15 protein-coding genes are annotated in these 20,886 nt (G+C 55.5%); 4 read left to right on the forward strand and 11 right to left on the reverse strand.

The window, feature by feature from the left end:
* The first annotated feature begins 20 nt into the window (after nt 1–20).
* From ACUHMQ_RS01550 to hpnE, 4 genes are all read left to right on the forward strand, one after another.
* Nucleotides 21–959 carry a DMT family transporter gene (locus ACUHMQ_RS01550; RefSeq protein ID WP_445293679.1) on the forward strand — a complete coding sequence of 313 codons (939 nt, stop codon included), beginning with the start codon at nt 21–23 and terminating at the stop codon, nt 957–959.
* 72 nt (nt 960–1,031) lie between these two features.
* Entirely contained in the window at nt 1,032–1,868 is an 837-nt protein-coding gene (hpnD, locus tag ACUHMQ_RS01555; protein ID WP_445293680.1) for a presqualene diphosphate synthase HpnD, read from the forward strand.
* A gap of 10 nt (nt 1,869–1,878) precedes the next feature.
* On the forward strand, nt 1,879–2,328 hold the full coding sequence (locus ACUHMQ_RS01560; RefSeq protein WP_445293681.1) for a hypothetical protein: 450 nt from the start codon (nt 1,879–1,881) through the stop codon (nt 2,326–2,328).
* Nucleotides 2,329–3,615, forward strand: a complete 1,287-nt coding sequence (gene hpnE, locus ACUHMQ_RS01565; RefSeq protein WP_445293682.1) for a hydroxysqualene dehydroxylase HpnE — start codon at nt 2,329–2,331, stop codon at nt 3,613–3,615.
* A gap of 34 nt (nt 3,616–3,649) precedes the next feature.
* On the opposite strand, the gene ACUHMQ_RS01570 is transcribed toward hpnE, so the two are convergent.
* The 11 genes from ACUHMQ_RS01570 to lapB all read right to left on the reverse strand — a co-directional run bounded on the left by ACUHMQ_RS01570 (nt 3,650) and on the right by lapB (nt 20,868).
* Entirely contained in the window at nt 3,650–8,875 is a 5,226-nt protein-coding gene (locus ACUHMQ_RS01570) for a DNA repair ATPase (RefSeq protein ID WP_445293683.1), read from the reverse strand.
* A gap of 58 nt (nt 8,876–8,933) precedes the next feature.
* The gene (locus tag ACUHMQ_RS01575; RefSeq protein ID WP_445293684.1) at nt 8,934–9,497 is read right to left on the reverse strand and encodes a TFIIB-type zinc ribbon-containing protein; all 564 of its coding nucleotides are present in this window, start codon (nt 9,495–9,497) and stop codon (nt 8,934–8,936) included.
* A gap of 21 nt (nt 9,498–9,518) precedes the next feature.
* Nucleotides 9,519–11,618, reverse strand: coding sequence for a hypothetical protein (locus ACUHMQ_RS01580; RefSeq protein WP_445293685.1), 2,100 nt, complete (start codon nt 11,616–11,618; stop codon nt 9,519–9,521).
* Nucleotides 11,619–11,791: 173 nt separating this feature from the next.
* Entirely contained in the window at nt 11,792–12,421 is a 630-nt protein-coding gene (locus tag ACUHMQ_RS01585; protein ID WP_445293686.1) for a ubiquinone biosynthesis protein, read from the reverse strand.
* Nucleotides 12,422–12,548: 127 nt separating this feature from the next.
* A complete protein-coding gene (locus ACUHMQ_RS01590) occupies nt 12,549–12,887 on the reverse strand; it encodes a hypothetical protein (protein ID WP_445293687.1) in 339 nt (112 codons plus the stop codon).
* Nucleotides 12,877–13,605 carry a PspA/IM30 family protein gene (locus ACUHMQ_RS01595; protein WP_445293688.1) on the reverse strand — a complete coding sequence of 243 codons (729 nt, stop codon included), beginning with the start codon at nt 13,603–13,605 and terminating at the stop codon, nt 12,877–12,879. The genes ACUHMQ_RS01590 and ACUHMQ_RS01595 overlap by 11 nt, the downstream gene beginning before the upstream one ends.
* A gap of 12 nt (nt 13,606–13,617) precedes the next feature.
* Nucleotides 13,618–14,031 (reverse strand): DUF2170 family protein, encoded by a 414-nt coding sequence (locus tag ACUHMQ_RS01600; RefSeq protein WP_445293689.1) that lies wholly within the window; start codon nt 14,029–14,031, stop codon nt 13,618–13,620.
* A gap of 284 nt (nt 14,032–14,315) precedes the next feature.
* Entirely contained in the window at nt 14,316–16,889 is a 2,574-nt protein-coding gene (locus tag ACUHMQ_RS01605; protein ID WP_445293690.1) for a DUF1631 family protein, read from the reverse strand.
* Between the two features lie 748 nt (nt 16,890–17,637).
* The gene (rfaE1, locus tag ACUHMQ_RS01610) at nt 17,638–18,576 is read right to left on the reverse strand and encodes a D-glycero-beta-D-manno-heptose-7-phosphate kinase (protein WP_445293691.1); all 939 of its coding nucleotides are present in this window, start codon (nt 18,574–18,576) and stop codon (nt 17,638–17,640) included.
* A 243-nt stretch (nt 18,577–18,819) separates the two neighbouring features.
* A complete protein-coding gene (gene pyrF / locus ACUHMQ_RS01615; RefSeq protein WP_445293692.1) occupies nt 18,820–19,515 on the reverse strand; it encodes an orotidine-5'-phosphate decarboxylase in 696 nt (231 codons plus the stop codon).
* Nucleotides 19,516–19,704: 189 nt separating this feature from the next.
* Complete coding sequence (gene lapB / locus ACUHMQ_RS01620; protein WP_445293693.1) at nt 19,705–20,868, reverse strand: lipopolysaccharide assembly protein LapB; 1,164 nt, start codon at nt 20,866–20,868, stop codon at nt 19,705–19,707.
* Nucleotides 20,869–20,886 lie beyond the last annotated feature (18 nt).

A 20,886-nucleotide genomic window follows, 5' to 3' on the forward strand; every position in this document is an offset into this window, starting at 1 on the left:
TGACGAAGGCATCAACATCTATGGCTGCCTCAGCCCCCAATACCAGCTCCTTCGTAAAACCTGAAGTCATGGCCTGGCTACTGGATGGCCGTAATGCGGCGCTGCTCGCTGCTGCGGGTTTCTCGCTGAAAGCGATTTTCGTCAAACTCGCCTATGCAGCGGGCCCTGTCGATGCCATTACCCTCTTGGCACTGCGTATGTTGCTCGCGCTGCCTGCTTTCATCTGGTTGATTCACAAAGCCGGCGGTAGCCCACTCTCACGACGTGACTGGCTTGGCATGACAGTGCTTGGCATGGTGGGCTACTACCTCTCCAGCCTGTTCGACTTCATCGGCTTACAGACCATTACCGCCGGGTTGGAGCGGCTCATCCTGTTCACCTACCCCACACTGGTGTTGCTGCTGGAATCCGCCTGGTATCGCAAACCCATCAGCGGCAAGCTATGGGCAGGTATGGTCCTCACCTATCTGGGTCTGCTTGCTGCCTTCTGGCATGACCTCATTCATACCGAAGCCAGCATGGCGGTATTAGTCGGCGCAGGGTGGGTGTTCCTCTCCAGCCTTACCTTCTCTGCCTATTATCTGGGCACTGGCCGCTACGTAAAGCAGCTCGGGTCCATGCGGCTGGCTGGGTTGGCAGGCGCCATGGCCTGCGGTTTCGTGCTGGGGCATTTCCTGCTTGTTCGCCCCGTCAGCAGCCTAACTACGCTGCCAATAGCAGTCTGGGGCTGGGCATTGGCCATGGCACTTTTTTCGACAGTGCTGCCCATCTGGTTGGCTGCCCGTGCGGTAGCGCTCTTGGGGGCCGGCAAGGCTGCGGCCATGGGTACCATCGGCCCGGTGCTAACCATTGTCTTTGGCTGGATGATTATTGCCGAACCCTTCTCCTGGGCGCAGCTATTGGGTTTGATATTGGTTCTTGGTGGGGTCAGTTGGATAGGTCGCAGCAAATCCACCTAGGTATCGGGCCCATATGGCTCGGGAACCGCTACAATTGCACGGTTCCCGTCTGCGTAACCCCAGAGATCCAACTTGACGCCCGATCAATACTGCGAAGACAAAGCCGCCAAGAGCGGATCGAGCTTCTATTACAGCTTCCGCTTTCTGCCCCTGGAAACCCGTCTCGCCATTACCGCCCTGTATGCATTCTGCCGCGAAGTGGATGATGTGGTGGACGAAACCCATGATGAGGGTGTGGCGCGCACCACACTGAACTGGTGGCGTAGCGAAATCGGCAACCTGTATGCCGGCAATCCGCAGCACCCGGTCACCCGGGCTTTGCAACCTCATGTCACACGCCTTCATCTGCCCCGCGAGCAATTGCTGCAGATCATCGATGGCATGGAAATGGACCTGACCCAGGCCCGTTACAACAGCTTCAAGGATTTGCAGGAGTATTGCTACCTCGTCGCCTCTGTCGTCGGCTTGCTCTCCGCCCGTATTTTCGGGGTCAGCGACGAGAAAACATATGTGTACGCCGAAAAGCTCGGGCTGGCCTTTCAGCTGACCAATATCATCCGCGATGTCGGTGAAGATGCTCGCCGTGGCCGCATCTACCTGCCGGTCGAGGAACTCCAGCGCTTCAACGTGCCGGCTGCGGATATCCAACATTATCGCGAAAGTGACAACTTCAAGGCGCTGATGGCCTTCCAGATCGAACGTGCCGAGGGCTATTACCAGGAAGCCCTGGCAGTGCTACCGCGTCCCGATCGTAAACGCCAACGCGCGGGCCTAGTCATGGCCGCCATTTACCGGGCTACGTTGGAGGAGATCAAAGCAGATGGCCCTGGCAAAGTACTGAACCAGCGGCTGAGCCTGACCCCCATCCGCAAACTTTGGCTGGCTTGGAAAACATGGTGGTTCGCCTAGGCTGATGCCCATGGACAAGCTCCCCTTCTCGCCGTGGTTTCTGTTCTTCGCCGTGCTGCTGCTCGTGGCTATTGTCGTGGTCAGCTGGCAAGAAATGCGGCGGGCGGATCGTATCGCAGTCCGTCGCCGCAAGATGCGGCAGGCACTGGAAACCTTTCGCATCGCCCGTAACTACGAGCGGGAAGATGGAACCAGCGAATTGTTCCTTTACAGCGCCGAGAATTCGAAACGCCTGTTGGAGCTGGAGAACCACATCATCAAGTACGGCAATGGCTCTGCATCGTGGCTGTATTTCATGCCGGAGAGGCGATTGTTTTTCATTCTGGAACTGGTCGCTATCGAACCAGACGGCAATCTGCATTTCATCACCACCCTGCATCCCATCAAACCCGACCGAGCACGCCAAGTGTTAGCGCGCTATCCCGAGCTATACCGGGAAATCTTTCGGGAAGATATCTGAATGCGTGTTGCCATCATTGGTGGCGGTTATGCCGGTATGGCTGCCGCCATGGAGCTGGCCGCCGCAGGCCGGCAAGTCGAGGTCTTTGAAGCCGGGCCAGTGCTAGGCGGTCGGGCCAGGCGTGTCGAGGTGGAAGGCTTGGTGCTCGACAACGGCCAACATATGGCGATAGGCGCGTACAGCGAATTGCTGCGGCTGTTGAATATGGCCGGCATGGCTGAAAACGAAGCCTTTGTCCGCGTGCCCATGGAGCTGGACGTATTCGAAGGACCACGCCGTGCCATGCGCTTGGCTTGCCCACGTCTGCCCGCCCCTTTTCACACCATGGCGGGTTTATTCCGTGCAGAAGGGTTGAGCTGGGGAGCACGCTTGGCTGCTGCTCGCCTCATGACCAAAGCAAAGCTGACCAATTGGAAATTGGCGCAGGACCAAAGCGTTGCAGCATGGCTAGCTGCCAACCGACAACCGGAAATTCTGGTGCGTTGCCTCTGGGAACCCCTCACCCTGGCTGCGCTCAATACCCCCATCGCTACCGCCAGCGCCCAGGTGCTGCTCAATGTGCTACGCGACAGCCTGGCTGCCGAGCGTGCCGCCAGCGACTTCCTGCTGCCCAAGACGGATCTCTCCGCCGCCTTCCCCGAGGCTGCTGCGCGTTATCTGCGTCAGCTGGGCGGGAAGGTCCATACCAGCTCGATGGTCAAACAGCTGCAACGGACCGAAATAGGTTGGCAGCTGGATCGCAGCACAGTGCCTTTTGATCAGTTGATCATTGCCCTGCCCCCACATCGCCTGTACATGTTGGCAAATGGCATCCCAACCCTGGCAGCGCCCATTAACTTATTGGCCAATTGGCAATGGCAGCCCATCTATACCGCCTATTTGCGCTATCCGACAGGCACCCGTCTGCCCAAACCCATGTTGGGTATGGCCGGCAGCACAACACAATGGTTGTTCGATCGGGGGCAACTCTGTGGGCAGGATGGTTTGATGGCCGCCGTAATCAGCGCCGAAGGGCCGCACGAGTCGTGGTCGCAGGATGTATTGGCCACAACAATCGCAAGGGAAATACAGCGCTGCCTGCCTCATCTACCCCCGCCTTTATGGCACCGGGTGATTGCGGAAAAACGCGCCACCTTCGCGTGCCTCCCTCAGCTTCAGCGCCCTGGCAACGCCACCAGCGACCCAACCCTGTGGTTGGCGGGCGACTATACCGCGGGCGACTACCCCGCCACCTTGGAAGGTGCGATACGTAGCGGCATTGCGGCCGCTCGCGGGGTATTGGCTTAACCGAGATGAAGGGATGATGCCTTTCAGCGCATCATCAGAGCTCATCCTCCAGTGGCTCATCCGTACGGAAGCGGATATTCACCTGAGGTGCACCCACCTTGCCCGCCACGGCCTGTAATTGCTCGTTCAGTACCTGCACTCGATCCCAGATATCGTGGTCGAGCCGCGCCTTGTGATTCATAGCGCGCACCACCGGCACCAAGCCGGTATCGAAACTTTGCGCCAAAGCACGCAAGGTGGCGGCGAACTCACCCAGGTCGGGCGGTGCCACGTTCACTGTCGTCCGCTGGGCAGCCAGCACCTCACCCAGGGAAGCAAGCGCAGCACGTACATCGCTTGCCCACTGCGGCTTATGGCCTGCCTGCAACGTACCGTGGATATCGCCAAGCTGCCCAGTGATAAGCGATAACTGTGTCGCCAGCTTGGTGGCACCATCGGCCTCATCACCACCCATACGCTTCTTATGTTGGAAATCACGCTTGATCTGCGACCAGCGATCAAGTTCATCAGCCGTCATACCACCTCGCAGCTCGGACAACCGCAACAGATTTTCTTCCGCACCCGCCGTCAAAGTCTGTGCCTCGCCCTGGTAGTGGTCGGCCAATAGCTGGGCCAACTCCTGTTCGTTCTGCAGCGCATTCACCTTCTCAGCCAGCTTGGCCATATTGCGATAGCTACCCTGCAATTTGAAGGGCGGCTCGGTGCGATAGGCATCGGCCTGCGCTGCCGATGCGATATAGGCTGCATTCACTTTCATCACCGTGTTGCGCAGGCTCAGCAACCGCTGCAGCACGCCGACAATTTCGGCGATTTCAGCTTGTCCATAGGGGTGGGATAGCTCAGACGTCAATACTTCCTCGCCTGCCGCCATGCGCAGAAAGCGATGCAGGTCTTCCGGGTCACGGTTAGCCAATGGCGCCAGAGCCACATTGCTCGTCAGGCAGTTTTCGATATAACTGAGCGCGAACAACGCGTCCTTGCCAGATAGCACATCACCCAGGTTGTAGATATCCGCCCGGTTGGCCAACATATCGGGGATCTTGAATACATCGCCCGACTCGGTGTAAGGGTTGCCAGCCATAACAATGGCGAACTTCTTGCCACGCAGGTCGCAGGTACGCGGCTGGCCATTCCAGACGCTGTCGATACGCCGCGTGGCATCGCACAGGCTGATGAATTTCTGCAGGAACTCCGGGTTGGTATGTTGAATATCATCAAGATAAAGCATGACGTTATTGCCCATCACCAGCGCCAGATTGAGCTTTTCCAACTCCTGCCGGGCCGTAACATTGGGCGCATCCGCCGGGTCGAGCGACGTGACCTCATGGCCCAGTGAGGGACAATTCACCCGCACAAACACCAACCCCAGCCGGTTCGCCAAGTACTCCATCAAGGTGGTCTTACCATAGCCCGGCGGTGAAATCAGCAGCAACAAACCCATCTGATCCACACGGCGACTATCCCCCACCGTGCCGATCTGCTTGGCGAAATTTGCACCAGCCAATGGCAGATAAACATCGAAAATCAGCTTATTACGCACAAAGCTGTTCAAGGGTTTAGCTTGAAAGTCCTTAAGCCGCAGCCGTTCACGCTCTACCGCCAGCAGTTCACTACGCAGATGCTGATACTGTTCGTAACCCGGCAGCAGGTCCTCGACATGATGGCGCAGACGCTGGGCAAAATCGTCCAGGGTGAGCACCAGCTTGCCCTCTAAAATCTTTGCATGTTGGCCCAACAGACCTTCCACAGTGGCCTCCAACACGGCATTCACCCGTTGCCGCGGCAGCTCGGCCAGCAGTACAGCAACTGCTTCGGCTGCGAAATGGTTGGACATACTCTGGCGACGCGCAAAACCTGTAATCCAGGCCAAAACTGTACGCCAGCGCTGCGACAAATCTGCATGGTCCAGCGCATCGCGCCAGTCGCCAAAGTGGCCGCGTTCGGTCAGGGTACGGACAAAGGCTTGGGCGAGGTCATCTGCCTCAGCCGACAGTACAAAGCTCAAGCTGGTCTGCCCAAGCTCATCCACCAAGTAAGCAGCAACCGCCTTTGATGGAGGCAATGCATCGCCTTCCCCAAAGCCTTGCTCGTTCAACCAGCAGTCCAAGTGGCCGGTCAGCTCACCCACCAGTTGCTTGTACGCCCCACGCTCGTCAAACTCGGTTTGCAGCAGACAGGCTTGGCGGGCTCGCAAGTTCAACGCGTGCCGTTGCATCTCGTCGCAGCCCGACCAGAACAGCTGCGCAACAGCACGTACCAGCGGTGGAATCGCCAGTGCGCCAGCCGCTGTGCGCATAGGTAACAGCGCTGCCAATATCTTGGCAGCATCTTCGTCATGCACCCCTTTTTGGTACCCCTCCTGGTAGCGCGGTGCGGCAAAACGCTGAACCTGTTGCGCCAGCGTTCCATCCACCACGGCCTGATCCAGTAAAGCATTGCTCAATGCATCGCGCCCTTCGCTGGCGGCTTGCAACATCTGCCACGCCAGGAATTCGGCACGGTACACATCAGGGCTCTCGGATGGCAGCACCAACCCCCAATAAGGACGCAATGCATCGAGCCGCGCATCGTTCACCGGCTCGGTGTAATCCGTACCTGCCAGATGCACACACAGCTGGTCGCCCTGCACCACCAATGCCAATTCCATGGCTTGTTGGCTGACGCTGAAACGATGCTTGCCCAGCCGGATCAGCTTGCCACCATCTTCGAAGATATCGGACTGATCGCGCAGTGCCCGCACCGCCTGATCTTGCGCTGCTTTGAGCTGGCCTTCGAGCTGGTCAGCATTGACGTTGTCGCCCGCACCACGCAATCCGGCAATCAGCTCGCGCAACTTGAGTACAAGTTGGTCGGCAGCGAAGAAAGTCTGTAATGCAGCAGCATCAGCAAATTTTCCGACTTTCTTGTTGACGCCAGCAGCTAGACGCTCCGCCGCAGACCTGAGTGTACCCAGACGTTGCTGACGCTCCGCCAGCAACGTTTGACGCTTGGCTTCAAACGCTTCGAACACCGCTTCGCGCTTGCCCAGAATATCGCCCAGGAAAGCATCATGCTCGCCAAAACGCCCTTCCAGCTCTTCCAGCTGGCCAACCAGACGAGCCAATTGCTCGTCACAGGCTTCCGGGGTGGCTGCCAGATTCAGCCCATTATCAAGGCTTTGGCCAAACAGCTTCAGCTGCGCACCAAACTCTGCACGCGCCTCGGTCACGCCCAGCTGCTTGCTACGGTTACCAGCCTCGGCCCGTAGCTGATTCACACGGGCGTAGACACTGGAAATCGTATCGAGCAACTGAGTGCGCAGAACCGCATCGCCTACTTTGAGCGCACCCAGTGTTTCGGTAAGCAGGTCCAAGCTGTCGCCCACGCCATCCAGCGCTTCCAGCTGCGGGCGTAGTTCTGCCACGCTCCCCGCACCGGGCACCTTGGTGGCAATCTCGTCCAGCTGTTCATCGAATACCGTCAGCGCGGCGGGTTCGGATAGAAATCGTACCGTGCTTTCGCCCAGCGAATCCTGCTCGGCTGCCAAGGCTGCATCAAGTGTCGCCAAGCGGGCGCTGTCGATATAACGCAGGTCTTTGAAGGTCAGCAGCTTACCGCGCATCTGGCGCAGCTTATCCAGGAACTCGGTGAACTGGCGCGGATGCTTCCAAATGGTGCGTTTGATTTCTGCCACCAGCACAGTCTGGCCAGCTTCTGCTTCTGCCATCGCCTGTGCCGCAGCACGCCGGTAGTGCTCGACCTTGTCGAACTCATCGAGCATCAACCTAGCGGTATTCGCCAACGTCTTAAGCGTCTCGGCCAAGTCGACTTCAGGTGACGCCAACCAGAAATAGCCATTGGCTACCTTGCCGGCGCGCTTTTCCAGGTCTTCATACAATACCCGCGCCGGTGACGAGACCTGCGCCGACCGCGCAAGACCAAACAACTCGGCAATACCGCGCACCAGCTCGCTATTACCCAGACGGCCCAGAAAACTCTGCCGTTCTGCCGCGCCCGCCGCATGCTCGTCGCTATGGAATGGCGTGGCCCAAATCTGCATCGGGTGCAAACGGGTGGCTTCAGCGCTGTCTGCCGCAAAAACCAGCATGCGCCCATCAGGGTAAATGGCGTAGCCATGCGCCACGATGGGGTTGGCTAACCGCTTGTGAATCATGTTGTAAGGGAATAGACCATAACGGCCGGCTTCACGATCGGAAAACACATACAGCACGTCTTCGCCATTGGGTGAGCGGATCAGCCGCTTGAAACTCATGCTGGCGCAATCAGCGCCAAAATCCTTGTACTCGCCACTGGCAAGGTAGATACCGCCAGGAAAGATGATTCCCTGGTCTTCAGGCAGGCTGATGCATGCCTGCCCAATTGCATCGATCCGCTGCACCGAACGGCTGCGCGGGTTGAACACGAGGTAGCGGTAAACCGCTTCGCGATACGGTTTGACCTTGAGCAACAACAGCCCACCCGTCCGGGCGTATTGGATATCCGCATCCATCAACGACTGGTTAGCGTCGTCCACGGGCTCACTGTAAACACCCAAGCCGGTTTCGGTGTTGTTTTCCACCTTGACGGTAAGGTCACCGCCTACCGTCTCAACAAACACGGTATCGAGGATGTTGACGTGTGGATGCCTGCCCAGCACATGCTGTTCGCGCTTAGTGGCCTGCCATTCAAAATCATGGCTGGGCGGAAACGCCATATCGCGCTCGCCCCGGTTATCGATATAGCGTACCTCGCCCTGCGGACTCAGTTCCCAGCGGAACACGCGCAGATTCTGCATGCTGGGCCCGGTCTTGAATGCAGCCAGCAGCTTGCCGCCGTTGACTCTCAGTTGCAGCAGGCTGGCTTCCTTGTAGTAGCCATAGAGCTCGCGAAAGTCCTGCACGAAGCGCGTATCCGCCAGAAAACTGTCAGCCAGGGGCAATACTGTCAGCTCCGGCCCATCGCTTTTCTCATCCAGACGATAGAGGCTGAATACATCCGCAATGTCAGTCTCTTGCTTGAGACCAAGAAACACGTTGTAGCCAAACAGCAGGGTATCGCCAACCCGCACAATGTCGCGCGCAACGCAGTTGTTCTCTGTACGGGCGCGTACTCTCGCCGATAACTCGAGCCTGGACTCACCGAATTCGGCAAGGCGGGCTGCATTCAGGGCAGTGGTTCTTTCTTCCAGCGTCAGGCCTTGCTTGGCAAGTCGCGCCTTGACAAGCTCGTAGCCGCCACTCTCAGCGACCTGCTGATCGGTTTGTTGGTCAGTAGTTTGCATCAGCTATCTATCATTTGGCTGTGAGCGCAGATACGCCCACCTGCCGGGTCCATCGAAATCAGATGTTCTTGTTATCGTCACGCAGCAGAAAGGACATCAAGGCCGCGCGATTGGGCTGGGCATCAAGCCAGTTGCGCATTTTCAATATCTCTTCGTAAACCTCGGTCCCCAAGCGCTCGCACCACGCCGCTTCACGTGCCTGGCTGGCTTCCGCCTCCCGCACCAACCGTTGCCAGCGATCCGACACCACATCATCAAGCACAAGCTGGTAACCGTACTGGCTCATTGCCGACCACTCGCCGCCATCAATCCAGACATGCTGGCAACTCACGCAGCGATCCAACCGGAAAGGCAGCCCCGCAGCCACACGTAAGCGCGACATCAATCGCTGGCACTGTGGACAGGTACCAACCTGCGGGGCCTCCGGCTCCAGCAAGGGGTCACCGACAATCACAGGCTCGGGTCGGATAGCGGCTGGCTGCGTACTGCGCCAGTCCCGCCAACGCGACAGCTCCAGCCAGCTGCCATGACAGCCTTCACAGCAAGGAACATCCAAACCTGTATCCAATTGGGCCATCTGCAATGCATCTGCAGAAGTACAGCGGGGACAATGAAGTTCCATTTCTCGCTCCTTCGTAGACTTTTACTTGCGACCAAACTTACCCATCAGTTGCCCGATCAGCGCTTTCTGCTCATCGCTCCCCTCGCTCATCACTTTGGCCAGAAAAGCCGATACCGTGAGGTTTTGCAGGTCGTCGGTACCCACATTGCCCAACACATCCTTTACATCGGTGATGAAATCCTTCTCACCGTTCAGATGTCCCTTGAACACCGTCTGCAAGGTATCGCTTTTACCTATCGTGGCGTCGATCGCTTTGCCAATACCCAAGGCATTCACAAAACGCTGGAAGTAATCACCATCCCCGCCAACGATATCGATCTTGGCGTTACGCAGCGCAACTGACAGTACCTCGGCCTGATCCTTGGCAATCAAGGTATTGGCGTCGATAGCCTTGAGCGTCTCGGTATGCGCGTTATCCAGACGCATACGGAATTCCTCGTGTGCGCGGGTGTCCCCGGTCATGACATCCATGGCGGCAAACTTCTCTTTCAGACCCGCCGCTTCTGCTACAAAGCGTGCTTGAATCGCTGTCGCTTCGGCTTCACCACGCAGACGCAACGCATCAGCATCAGCCAAGCGCACATTCACATCAGCCAAGCCCAGCTTCTCCTTACCGCTCGCTTCAGCTTCCAGCTTGTCCTTCAACGCGCTGGCCTCTGCTCTACCCAGTTTTGCTACCGCATCGGCATCAGCCAACTTCACCCGTATTTCGGCCATGCCATCCTTTTCCTTGGCATCAGCCTGCACAGCCATCACCTTGGCTTCTGCCAGACCCGATGCCGCACTCAGCGCTTCGATGCCTTCTGCTTCACGCTTCTTGGATTCCGCATCCTTCTCGGCCACCTTCAGCTTGGCTTCAGCCAGGGTGAACTGTTCAGCCGCTTTGTGCTTGGCGCGAATTTCCTCAGCTTCCGCCTCCTTCACGTCCATCACCATCTTCTCCGTAGCACGGCCTTCAGCTGTAATCACCGATGCCTTCTTATTACGGTCTGCTTCCGACACCACGCGCAATTCGTTGATGGCCTCTTCCTGCTCGGCCACCGTACGCTCCACGGCAATCCGCTCGCGAATCACTTCGGCGATATTCTTTTTCTCGATCTCGACTGCTTTTTCCTTTTCGATCTCCTGCAAGGTGACTTCACGCTCCCGCGCCACAACTTCCAGGTCACGCGCACGCACCACCTTTTCTTCTTCAATCGCTACCGCACGCTTGCGGTTGTTTTCCGCCACTTCCATTTCGCGCTTCATGTTTTCGTTCTGAATGGCGACATCCTGTTCCATCTTGATACGCGCGGTTTCCGACTTGAGCTTCTCTTCTGCCTGCACCTTGGCAGCCTCCGCCTGCTCGCGGGCTTGAACCGAGGCAATCTCACGTTGCTGGCGTGCTTCGGCATCGGCCTGCTGACGCGCGAGTTCCAACAGCGCTTCAGTGGTCTGCACATCCTTTTTCTTGATCTGCATTTGCTCGTTGCGTTGCAGCTCGTTGGTCTGAACATGCTCCATGGCCGTCAGTTCAGTGATCTTGCGTATGCCCTGTGCGTCGAGGATATTGTTCGGATCAAGCTTTTCGATGGGCGTCTGTTCCAAGTAGTCGATGGCAGCATCATCCAGCACATAACCCGACAGATCGTCGCCAATCTGGCGAATGATTTCGTCACGGAAGCGGTCTCGCGCTTGGTAGAGATCGACAAAATCCATCGACTTGCCCACGGTCTTGAGCGCTTCGGAAAACTTGGCCGAGAACAATTCCTCCAATGTGTCCTGATCCGATGCACGGCCACAACCAACCGCCTGAGCGACTTTCAACACGTCTTCTGTTGTCTTGTTGACGCGAATGAAGAAGGTGACCTTGATATCGGCGCGGATATTGTCGCGACAGATCAGACCCTCTTTGCCGGAGCGATCGATCACGATGGTCTTCAGCGAAATTTCCATCAATTCCTTGATATGGATGATGGGAAATACCATGCGGCCGGTAAAGGTCACCTCGGGTACGGATTTGAGGGTGTTGACGATCAGCACATGACCTTGCTGAACCTTATTGTAAAACTTGGCGAACAGCGCAAAAGCGCCGAAAACAAAGACGGCAAGTACGCCCGTGGCGATCAGGATCGCTTCCATTGCAGTGTTACTCCTAAATCTGGTTGCCCATCGCGATGGGATGAGTCATGAATATGGGTGAATCAAAAACTTGTTTACGCAACTATTACGCGTAACATTTCTCGCGCATGCGCCGGGTGCCAATCCCCACTATGGACTGCCGTAAATGGCCAGTCGTCACAAGGTTCCAACACTCAGATCAGCGGTGTTTCAATCACCTGATAGGTTTCACTGGCCTCGTCGTAATCAACAATCGTTGCCAATGAACCTTTGCCAAGCCCATTGGGCTTACTGGCACGCACACGGATGGCGATGGCCACGCCTTCGGTCTCGACCAATGCCTGGCCGAAGTCTTCGCTGACATCCAAGGTCGTGATCTTGCAGGTTTGCCCGATCAGACTGGCATTCTGGCGAGCGTTGTGCACGGCGAACAAACCCCGCATCGGCCGCAACAACCTGGCGGTCACGACAATGGCAACAGCAGCCGCGGCAACCAACACCGCGCTGCCAACCATGAAGCTCATCCATCCGGGCATCCAGAACAGCAGGTAGCGATTGGCCAGATAGCAGATCACCCAGACAATCAACACAATCAGGCTGAGCACAATAGAGAAAGGCACGCCGGTAAGGCCAAACGCCACGACATAGCCCGCAATCGTGCTGAGCTCACCCGCATCGGAATCAACATGGACATCCAGATCAAATGCATCGATGTCCACCAAGCCAGCCAATGCAAGCAGCCAGTAGATCAGCAGGACCGCCAACAGTACTGTCACCAGGTTGGTGGGGTAGCTCACCAAGGTGGCAAGCAACATCTCAAACATCTTTTTTCTCTTTCCGGTCGGTGTCGACCCATGCTGCTTTTGTAATCACAATGTTCGCTGTCGTGCTGATTAGCCCTTGGCGTGATCACGTACTACCTGAAGTCTCGTTCAGACCAAGGGCCACTCGTTACGACGATGGCGGACTGCTTTGGGTAAATGCAAAGGCAATCAGATCATTCGTTACCCGCTCTTTGATCGCCAACTTATCTTCCGCGGCCAGCCCATAGCGTTCTGCCAGCACTATGTAATCGGCTTCGGACAGCGATACGGTAAGTCTTGGCCGTTTGGGTCGACTGGAAATCGGCAGATCGAGTACTTGACGTATCTGATCGGAAGGCGAGAGTTCGTTACAAAACGCCGCATAACGCACGGCCCGTAACACCGCCTCTTCCACATCAAATGCAACCTGTACCGCCTTGAGCGCAGACTCAGCCTCACCCCAGCGGGCCGGGAACTTAGGCATCATCCACCTCGCTACCCGCTGTCCGTGAAGACTGATCTCTACGTGCTGTGATACGGGCCAATACTTCATCGCGACGTCCTGCATTTTCACCAATCCCCGCTGCTTCCAATTTACGTTCCAGAGCTTGACCACCCAGCTCGCCTTCCAGCGCCGCTGCCGCCGTCATTTGATCAGCCAGATCCCGCTGACGCTGCTTGATGCGATCCAGTGACTCCTTGGCAGATAACAGCTTTGAACCACCCGCTCCCATACTGTGTGAGATGGACTGCGTGGCCCGGTGTACACTTTCCGCTGTCTTGGTCATAACCAGTTCACGCTCATGCTCACGCAGCTTGGTCTCAGCCTGCGTAATCAGACCTTTGAGCCGTTCGATACTGGCCGCAAACTCGGTGCGCGCCTTGCGTTGCTCCATAAGTTCGCTATCCAAGGCCACGATGCGATCCGCCACTTCACCGGCAAGCTTCTCTTCGCCTTTATCGAGTGCTGCAGCGGCATGGTTTTCGTAACGGGCGATCTCACCGACCAACCGATCAATGTCGCGTCCCGCCTGCATCTCTTTCGCCATCACCAGCGTCAAGTCTTGCTTGGCCTGGTTAAGCGCATCACGTGCGTCGATGATCTCCTGCTCGTAGGTGCGCGTACCATTGGCATCCATCACTGTTTCGCCCAGTTCGCGGACACTGCCTCGGACGGCAGTAACAATCTTGTTGAATATGGACATGCTTAATTCTCCTTACTTCAGGTATTCGGCAAAGGCATCCAGCGCATCCACCGCGTTTTCACTCAAGGTAGTCAGCTCCTGGACCAACTCCTCTGCCCGCGAATTGCACGAGAGCGCTCCGTAGACAACAAACCATCCATTTACTCGGGCGAAAGACGACAATGGCATGGGAATGTCGAGATCCAGCAATGCCTCCAGCAATTCACTGCGCCGTGCTGGATTGACTTCATCGTCGTGCCACAGGTAACTGATACAAATCAGTTGCTCGCCGCTTTGCGTCACATAGACCGGCAACTCTTCACGCCCGCCCACGGATGCCAGAATTACCTCGACGTCACCCGGTATCGGTTGCCACTCAATGGACAAACCGTGAACCGCGCCGGCAATACGCGCAGCCGCTGCAATACGGTTCTGAAACTCGGTCATCTTCCCTAACCCTTTCCACTAACGGCCTGCGGAATCGCGCCAATCGCGTCCGTCATTTCTCACCGCATGAGCAAACGATACAGATACCGACATAACATGTCCAGACATAAAATGTCGCACGCCGACACACGGTCACTAAACTCATCCCCATACCGTTTTCAATCTGCCGGTAAGGTTAAAGAGGTTGTCATGTAGAGAAAGGGCGCAAAAAAATAGCCCAGTCTTGACCGGGCATTTTTACGGAGATTGGTATAGAAGACGGGATTACCCGAGTAGCGAATTGACTAAGCCGCCATACCCAGTTTGACTGCAGTCTCCGGATCCAGACGATCCAGTCTATCGGCGGAATTAAGTAACGACTGCACGGCCCGTTCGAACAGCGGTTCTGCTTCCAGAAAATGGGCGCGACCGTTTTCCAGCAGGCGTTGAAATAGCCGCACGCTCAATGCCGAGGGCTTATTGTCACCGTCAACGCTGAGTACCAGACTGGAAGCCGAGGGACTGATCCAATTCAAATGCGCCCTGCTGGGCTTGCCATTAAGATTGATTTCAATTGCCACCCCGCTACGCAGTTGGGCCAGCACCTGTTTGGTCGCAGTTTCCGAACTTTCCCATTTCCCCCTATCCGCTTCGTCCTCCACAAACAAGGGGGGCTCTTCAATCGCTGGGCTGTCGCCTACCGCCAAGACCCGGTCAATCAGATTCAACTCGGCTTCAATCTCGTAGATGGCTTCGTTCAACATATGCCGGTTCAAGCCATGGGGTTGGCTAGGCTTACTGGGCTCAACCACCTCCTGCCCACCGATAAAATCCCGGAAGCGGGCACGCATATCGGCAAGCGAAGGAACAGTAAATGCCACAGAACTGGCGCGTAGCGCATGGGTGTGGGAATCAATCAACCAGGTCAGTAGTTCCTGCTGTTGCTCTGGTGTCCAGGCGGTCAGTGCCAATCCTTCCTTCAATAGACCGAGCAGCACAGGGATATGCGCCAGAAACTGACTTCGTTCCTCTTTGCTTACCTTGGGCGCAATACTCCATATCAGGTCTGGCACCAACTCACGGTAGCGTTTTGCTTTTGCGGCATCCTGCCGGTCTACCCGCTCGATCGCCTGTGCCCAGATATTCAGTAAAAAGTCATGCAAATATGGGTCGAGGATCAAACCTGACAGCGCCTCAGCAATCGCCGCGGTTGTACGTGCAAAGCGCAAGGTATTGCTCTCCGCACTCTCCATGACCCGGACAGCCCTCTCCACCTGCTCATCCATCGCCCGCAATTCATGTGCGATAAAGGCATCGAACTCATCCAGCATCTGCGAGAAAAACTCAGGCTGGATATCCGGCTCGGCAAGCAGCCGTTCAATAATACGTTGAATCTCGGCGATGAAACGTTCTCCATGCGTGCCGGACTGCTGTAAACCCAAAGAAATGGAACCGATGCGGTTAACCAGCATGCGTGCCGGATGGTGCTTCTGATTCAACAAGGCCGGGTCCTGTAATGCCAACTTCAGTACCAGGAACTGCAACCGCCCCAACTGAGCACGCACTTCTGCGGGCACGTGCACATCCCGCAGGATGAATTCAAACAACATGGCCACGATATCGATGGTCATGTCTTCATTCACCTCGCTCGTCTTTTCACCCAGTTCGCGGCGTTGCTCCAAAATAAGATTGCGCAAACTACCATCAGCAGCACGAACATCCGCTATGCCGTGGCTGCTTTCTTGCAGGTGCTGTACCGAACGCGCCAGTAAGCTGGTAACCGGCGTAGCGCGTACTGTGGAAGTAGCCGAAAAGAATTGCCGTAGTGTCGTGCCAACGGCTTCGAACCCGGACAGCCAAGCACCGAGGCCATGTTCCCCTACAGGAGCAGCGTTATCCCCATCAGGCAGGGACGGTGAACTGTGCTCACCCCGCTGCATAATCGCCGAGGCATCTCCATCCCCTTCAGCGCCTGCAGTGCTTTGGCGCAACCAATCAATCAGCTGGCCAGCTCTGCTTGCCCCTCTTGCTGCTGCCGTATTGATAACTGACACCGAATGCTGCGGCACGAAGCTTTGGGGGGGGACATTGTTATGAGAATGTGCGGGATATCGATCCGGCTGGGCAGTATTGGCAGCATGCACGACATCCTCATCCGCCATGTCCGCCACATTGGCGTGTCCAGCCAGGTCCCTCATCTGAAAAGCCCCAGTTGCATGCGGTGAGGCTTCCTTTTTTATCGTCATGCGCAGCTGCGCGGCAATCCCATGTTCGGCAAGTAATGCATTTAGCCGGGCATAGATTGCAACGACCTTTTCCGTCAAGTCATCGCGAAACTGCTCAATCAGGGTATCGCTCAACTCCTGGGTAATGCCAAGCTGTTCGACCATATTGATCACGCACTTCGAGAATAGATAGGGACGAAAAGGGTTTTCACGCTCCTTGATATCGTCCTGCTCGAATAGGATCGCGACCCGGATATTCAAATCACGCAGTTGTTCATCTGCCGCATTGCGATAACGCATAGTGATGTCGTCTACCTTCAGCTCCCCTTCAAAAGCGGAGGCATCTACAAGGCTAAGTGCGCCAGTAGCCCCAGGGCCTGCAGGGAAATGGGGGCGGAAGGTACTGTATGCGGTACGGAAACTACGATTGAGCAACTGTTCCATACAGCTGTTGGCGCTGCGTATCACTTCATCGCCGCGGTTCTGCAAGACAGCACGCGCATCCAGCAAATGGCGTTGGTCACGTGAGGAGGCCGAATGATCGGCGCGATAAAACATGCGCTCTATGCTCTGCGGCACGAGTTCCTCAAATGCTTTGGAAAAAGCATTCAGGAATTCGACACGGGTTGCGGTTAATAAATCATTGCGATCCATCTCCACATCCTTGCAGGCACATTGATAATCCGGCGCCCTTAATCGAATAAGCGCGCCGGTTAACTACATATCGAATAATAAACTTCCAGAGAAAAACTGCGCTGTCCAATATACGAAAACCAGCAGATTTGACGCAATCAGAAGAATACAGAACAAATTGATCACCTGCGTAGTATGCACCAACGCAAGACATTAAAGTCCACCAGCCGGGCCAGACCAGTGGTATCTGCAAAGCTGGCGCATTGTAGAAGGCGATACCGATTTCAGCATCCCTCAAATGGGGTATACCACTTTAATTATTTAGTTAGATATTCATCCAAAATTTAACATCGAGCTAAGGTGATGCTAGTCACATGGATATAAACAGAGGAAAAGAAAGGTGCTCAGCAATAATATATTGAATATATTCCTACCTCCGTTGGCACCAATACCTATAAGTAGAAGAACTAGCTAGGACAGGATTTGTGCAGGGGGTTTCAGGAGCCAACAAAATCTAGCGAAGCGGCTCTGGCTAAATGTGTAAATGCAGACAGTACGTGAGTACGGCAAGTTTGCATAATAATGTCGGAGGAAGTTCTGTTAGCCACGATTAGGACCTGTTCACGAACTGTAACGCAGCCATCAACAAAGGGAAGCGCAGCACTTCTTGCTACAAAGTAACCTAAAGTTCGGCGTCCCCCTCTCGGGAGCCTTCAGCAGTACATGAGCCCTGATCACGGCTACACAAGTAAGATTACGAACTGGCTATTTAGTCTGAAAACAGTTCTTCACTGGTCGCCACAGCAGTCCCCAACTTACCCACCACCAGCCCTGCAGCCTTATTTGACCAGCGCATAGCCTGAGCCAGATTTTCACCTGCAGCCAGCATGGCAGCCAGTGTGGCAATCACCGTATCACCAGCACCTGAGACGTCAAACACTTCCCTAGCCAACGTAGGCTGGTTGGTCACACCCGTAGCGTCGAACAAACTCATTCCCTCTTCCGAGCGCGTCACCAGCAAGGCATCCAAATTCAACTCTGTGCGTAACTGCTGGGCTTTGCGGCTCAATTCAGCATCGTCTGCCCACCGACCGGTTACTTGACGTAGTTCAGCACGGTTCGGCGTAAGCAAGGTGGCACCTGCGTAACGTCCATAATCCTCACCCTTCGGGTCGACCAGTACAGGTTTGCCGGCCTTACGCGCTGCCTCGATCATGCTGGTTACATGCGTCAATCCACCTTTACCGTAATCAGACAACACCACGACATCATGCGTTGCCAATGCGGTCCGATACTCATCCAACTTGGCGGACAATACCTCATGGCTGGGGCTGTACTCGAAATCAAGCCGGATAAGCTGTTGTTGACGTGCAATGACGCGCAACTTAACCGTGGTGGTGATACTTGCGTCACGATAAAGACTGGTAGCCACATTGTGTTGGCGTAACAAGCTCTGCAAAGCCGTTCCGGCCTCATCATCCCCGACTACTGAAAGAAGCGTTGCCTGCCCACCAATCGCAGCGATATTACGTGCCACGTTTGCAGCACCACCGGCACGCTCTTCCACCCTGCTGATCTTCGCCACAGGCACAGGTGCTTCGGGAGAGATACGCTCCACGTCGCCAAACCAATAACGGTCGAGCATCACATCGCCCACGATCAGTACACGAGATTGTGCGAGTTTCTGACGAAGATCTTCGTATTTCATTGTTGTTCTGCCTTGCCAGCCCCTGTGCGACCGGGCAATTGGGTATTGATTAAACAAAGGCTCGGAACCGTACCCGAGCCATCTTATTAGTTAACTTGAACTATCTAGGAACTTGTTCAATATCTGTCGCGAGCAGCTGTCAGCAGGGTGCAGCGCAGAAACCGGAATGTGCATAGGTACATAAGGATTTCGAGCAGCACATAAGCCCTGATCACGGCTGCGCAGTAAGATCATGAACAGGTTCTAAGAGGCCAAACTGGCATTGATTGCCTTCAACGTCCCGATAGGATCATCGCTCTGCGTTATCGGGCGACCAATTACCAAATAGTCCGCCCCAGCAGCCGTGGCTGCTTCGGGTGTCATGATACGGCTTTGGTCGCCTGCAGTACTACCCGCAGGCCGGATACCCGGCGTAACCAGCTTGAAGTCAGGACCACACAGCTGCTTCAGAATCGTCGCCTCTTGTGCAGAACAGACCACCCCATCCATACGGCAGTCTTTTGCCAACCGAGCTAACAAAGACACCTGCACTGCGGGTTCCGGCAAACCGAGTTCAGCCAATTCCTTGGCATCCATGCTGGTCAACACCGTCACTGCGATCAACAACGGCTTGTGAGCCTCATTATCGATAGCATCTCTTGCGGCCAGCATCATGGCACGCCCACCCGAAGCATGCACATTGACCATCCACACACCCAAACGGGCTGCGGACCGGACTGCTTGCGCCACTGTATTGGGAATATCGTGGAATTTCAGATCGAGGAAAACATCAAAACCACGTCCTACAAGCTGCTCAACCAGTTGTGGACCTGCTGCCGTAAAGAGTTCCTTCCCCACTTTAAGACGGCAAAACGCAGGACTGACTTTGTCGGCAAAAGCCAATGCAGGTGCCACTTCGTGGTAATCAAGCGCAACCAGAATCTTGGGGTCGTTCGACATGCTAACTGCTCTTTCGAAATTGGGTATGAAGGACAATCAAGACTTGTTAGAATCTGTTTACGATCTTATTGCGCAACGGTGATCAGGCCTCATGCACTACTCTGCGCCCTGCTGGTAGCTGCTCGTGACAGATTGTAAACAAGGTCTTAAGTGCTACTTGCCCCGATCAAGCCAGGGCAGCATCCGCTATCAGGCTTTAGTCTGGCCACGCGCCGGCAGAAAACTCTCCCAGTCGTTACACGCCGGGCACCGCCAAAAATACTGCCGAGCTTTGAAGCCGCACGATGCACAGTGGTACATGCTCAAACCACGGGTCGCCTCCTGCGTTAGACGCTGCATGGTTTCCAACTCAGCACGACGCTCAGGCGCAGCCGCCTTGGTCTGGGCATCCTGCAATTTCAACAACCCAGTCATCGTGGGGTTACGACGCAACTCCTCACGTAGCCACTCATAAGCAGCTGAATCCGACTCGGTCGCTGCAATCCGCTCTACTACGATGTCGAGCATATCCAGCTCGGGATAGGTGGAGAGGAAGCCCTTCAATAGGGCCGTTCCTTCATCCGACCTACCAAGCTTGTCATAAGCATCGAGTAATTTCCTCGCCGCAAATGGGAGAAAGCGATGATCCTGCGACTCGATCTTCAACCAGGCTTCAATGGCTGCATCCAACTCTCCATTACTAGCGGCCAACTCACCGAGCAAGAGGTTCGCCCTGACACACTTACGATGCTCGGCCAGTGCCTGCTGCAAATATTGTCGCGCCTCTTGCGGCTGCGAACGCGTCATTGCGCCAGTAGCCAGTTCACAATAGAACTCCGCGATTTCATGCTGATAGGTGTGGCTGGTATCACGCAGCTGCTGCGCAGTTTCTATCGCCTTGGTCCATTCCTTTTCCTGCTGGTAGATATCCAACAAATGCCGGCGCGCTGCGCGGGCAAACTCTGTGTCATCCAGCTGACCGAATAGCTCTTCTGCACGGTCAAACAACCCTGCCTTCATAAAGTCGAGCGCCAACTCATACTGAGCAGATTGCTTTTCATACTGCTTCAGCTCCGGCCTACTCAAGAGCTTTTGGTGCATGCGGATAGCGCGCTCGATCTCCCCTTTCTTGCGAAAGAGATGCCCTAGCGCAAACTGAAGCTCAATGGTTTCACTATGATTGCGGGCAAGATCAACGAAGACTTCAACAGCCTTGTCGGTGCGCTCGCTCAATAGATGATTCAACCCCTCGAAATATTGCCTTGGCAATAACTTGGAGTTGGCAAGCAAATGACGGATATCAACCCGCGCTGCCAGCCATCCAAGGCCAAAACAGAGCGGAAACAAAATAAGCCACCAGGCTTCAAATTCCACGTAACTATCCTTATTTGA

This window comes from Chitinimonas violaceus, assembly GCF_052601015.1.